At 65.8% G+C, this 2,579-nt stretch carries 2 protein-coding genes; one reads left to right on the top strand and one right to left on the bottom strand.

Annotated features, from left to right (window positions below; all coding sequences use genetic code 11):
- A partial coding sequence (gene acnA / locus BRAO375_RS25370) for an aconitate hydratase AcnA (protein ID WP_035642122.1) occupies positions 1 to 1,654 on the bottom strand: 1,654 nt, incomplete at its 3' end.
- Positions 1,655 to 1,877: 223 nt separating this feature from the next.
- Here acnA and ccmA point away from each other — a divergent pair.
- Positions 1,878 to 2,501, top strand: a complete 624-nt coding sequence (ccmA, locus tag BRAO375_RS25365; RefSeq protein WP_035642120.1) for a heme ABC exporter ATP-binding protein CcmA — start codon at positions 1,878 to 1,880, stop codon at positions 2,499 to 2,501.
- The last annotated feature ends 78 nt before the right edge of the window (positions 2,502 to 2,579 follow it).

The raw sequence follows: 2,579 nt of genomic DNA, 5'->3' as shown, positions 1-2,579 counted from the left end.
CGTCCGGCGAGACGCGGCCTTCGAAATTGCGGTTGCCCGACAGCACGGCCGCCGCGACGACGCCGTTGTCGTTGATCGACTTCGAGATCTCTTCCGGCAGCGGGCCGGAATTGCCGATGCAGGTGGTGCAGCCGAAGCCGACCAGGTTGAAGCCGACCTTGTCGAGGTCCTTCTGCAGGCCGGAGTTCGCGAGGTACTCGGCAACCACCTGGCTGCCCGGGGCGAGCGAGGTCTTTACCCACGGCTTTGCCTTGAGACCCTTGGCGGCGGCGTTGCGGGCCAGCAGGCCGGCGCCGATCAGCACGCTCGGGTTCGAGGTGTTGGTGCAGGAGGTAATGGCGGCGATGACGACGTCGCCATGGCCGATGTCGAAGTCCTTGCCCTCGACCGGGAAGCGCTGCTCCGCGGCGTCCGGCTTCTTGTACTCACCGGCCAGCGCGGTCGCAAAACCTTCTGCCACCGCGGGGAGCGCGATGCGGCCCTCGGGACGCTTCGGACCGGCCATCGACGGCACGACGTCGCCGAGATCGAGGTTCAGCGTCTCGGTGAACACCGGATCGGCCGACTTGGCGGTGCGGAAAAGGCCCTGTGCCTTGGCATAGGCCTCGACCAGCGCGACGCGCGGGCCCTTGCGGCCCGAGGTCTTGAGATAGTCGATGGTCGCGGTGTCCACGGGGAAGAAGCCGCAGGTCGCGCCGTATTCGGGGGCCATGTTGGCAATGGTCGACTTGTCGGCGACCGAGAGGTGGTCGAGGCCGGGGCCGAAGAACTCGACGAACTTGCCGACCACACCGAGCTTGCGCAGCATCTGGGTGACGGTGAGCACGAGGTCGGTGGCGGTGACGCCTTCCTTCAGCGCGCCGGTCAGCTTGAAGCCGACGACGTCAGGCAGCAGCATCGACAAGGGCTGGCCGAGCATGCAGGCCTCGGCCTCGATGCCGCCGACGCCCCAGCCGAGCACGGCCAAACCGTTGACCATGGTGGTGTGCGAATCGGTGCCGACCAGCGAATCCGGATAGGCGACCTCGAAGGTGCCCTTGGTGCGGCCGACCGTCATCTTCTCCTTCTTGGTCCAGACCGTCTGCGCCAGATATTCGAGGTTGACCTGGTGGCAGATGCCGGTGCCCGGGGGCACGACGGAGAAGTTCGAGAACGCCTTCTGGCCCCACTTCAGGAATTCGTAGCGTTCCTGGTTCTGCTTGTACTCCTCGGCGACGTTCTTGCCGAACGCCTTGTTGTCACCGAAGTAGTTCACGATCACCGAGTGGTCGATGACGAGGTCGACCGGGACCAGCGGGTTGATCTTCTCGGCATCGCCGCCGAGCGCTTGCATCGCGTTGCGCATGGCGGCGAGGTCGACGACGGCGGGGACGCCGGTGAAATCCTGCATCAGCACGCGCGCCGGGCGGAAGGCGATCTCGTGCTCCAGCGACTTCTTGCGCAGCCATTTCGACACCGCGACGATGTCGTCCTTGGTGACGGTGCGGCCGTCCTCGTTGCGCAGCAGGTTCTCGAGCAGCACCTTCATCGAGTACGGCAGCTTCGAGATGTCCTTGAGACCGTTCTTCTCGGCTGTGGGCAAGCTGTAATAGATGTAGCTCTTCGTTCCGACCTTGAGGGTCTTGCGACACTTGAAGCTGTCGAGCGAGGTCATGCGTGGGAATCCCAATTGATCTGTATACCCTGAGGGGGTATTTTCGAACCGTCAGCGCGAGGCGCCGGATGGCTTGCAGCGGGCGATTGTGTGCTGCATCAAGGTCGGGCTTATAGAAGCTTTCTAACTGCGTCGCTACAGAGACAATCAAGTCCCGGCGTGGCATCACCCACAAATTCTCACACGCTAGCCATCAATTTCGTAAGGGCTGTCACGACGCGCCATGCAGCTGTCTCCACCACCGTCTCCGAGGCTGTTCGGACAAGACGTCAGATGCGTACGCGGCGGCCGCGAGGTGTTCTCAAGCCTTGCCTTCGAGGCGCGCGCGGGCGAGGCGCTGGCCGTGACCGGGCACAACGGCGCGGGCAAGACCTCGCTGCTGCGGCTGATCGCAGGCCTCTTGCTGCCGGCCGGCGGCACGATCGCCATCGAAGGCGGCGAGGGTGAGCTGACGGTGCCCGAGCAGGCGCATTATCTCGGCCACCGCGACGCGCTGAAGCCGGCGCTCAGCGTGCGCGAGAACCTGACGTTCTGGGCCGACTTCCTCGGGGGCGGAATGATCAGGCCGATCCCGGATTGCCTGGAAGCCGTCGGCATCGCGCATGCCATCGACCTGCCCGCCGGCTATCTCTCGGCCGGCCAACGCCGCCGTCTGTCCCTGGCCCGCCTGCTCGCCGTGCCGCGCCTGCTCTGGCTGCTCGACGAGCCGACCGCCGCGCTCGACGTCGCCGGCCAGGCGATGTTCGCCGGCCTGATGCGCGAGCATCTCGCCGGCGGCGGCCTGATCGTCGCAGCCACGCACGGCCCGCTCGGCATCGACACGCGCGAACTGCGGATTGGAAACTGAACTGATGGTCATGGGACAGGCAACTCTCCGCCACAGCGCAGCTGCGCCCCCCTCCCCCCTGCGGGGAGCGTTGGGGGT

Origin of the sequence: Bradyrhizobium sp. ORS 375, from assembly GCF_000239775.1 — a bacterium.
Classification (GTDB): Bacteria; Pseudomonadota; Alphaproteobacteria; order Rhizobiales; family Xanthobacteraceae; genus Bradyrhizobium.
The sequence above is the reverse complement of the archived record's forward strand: the minus strand, read 5'-3'. Positions and strand labels throughout refer to the sequence as shown.

Coding starts and splice junctions, on each gene's coding strand:
- ccmA (WP_035642120.1), top strand. CDS start 1,878: ATGCAGCTGTCTCCACCACCGTCTCCGAGGCTGTTCGGACAAGACGTC.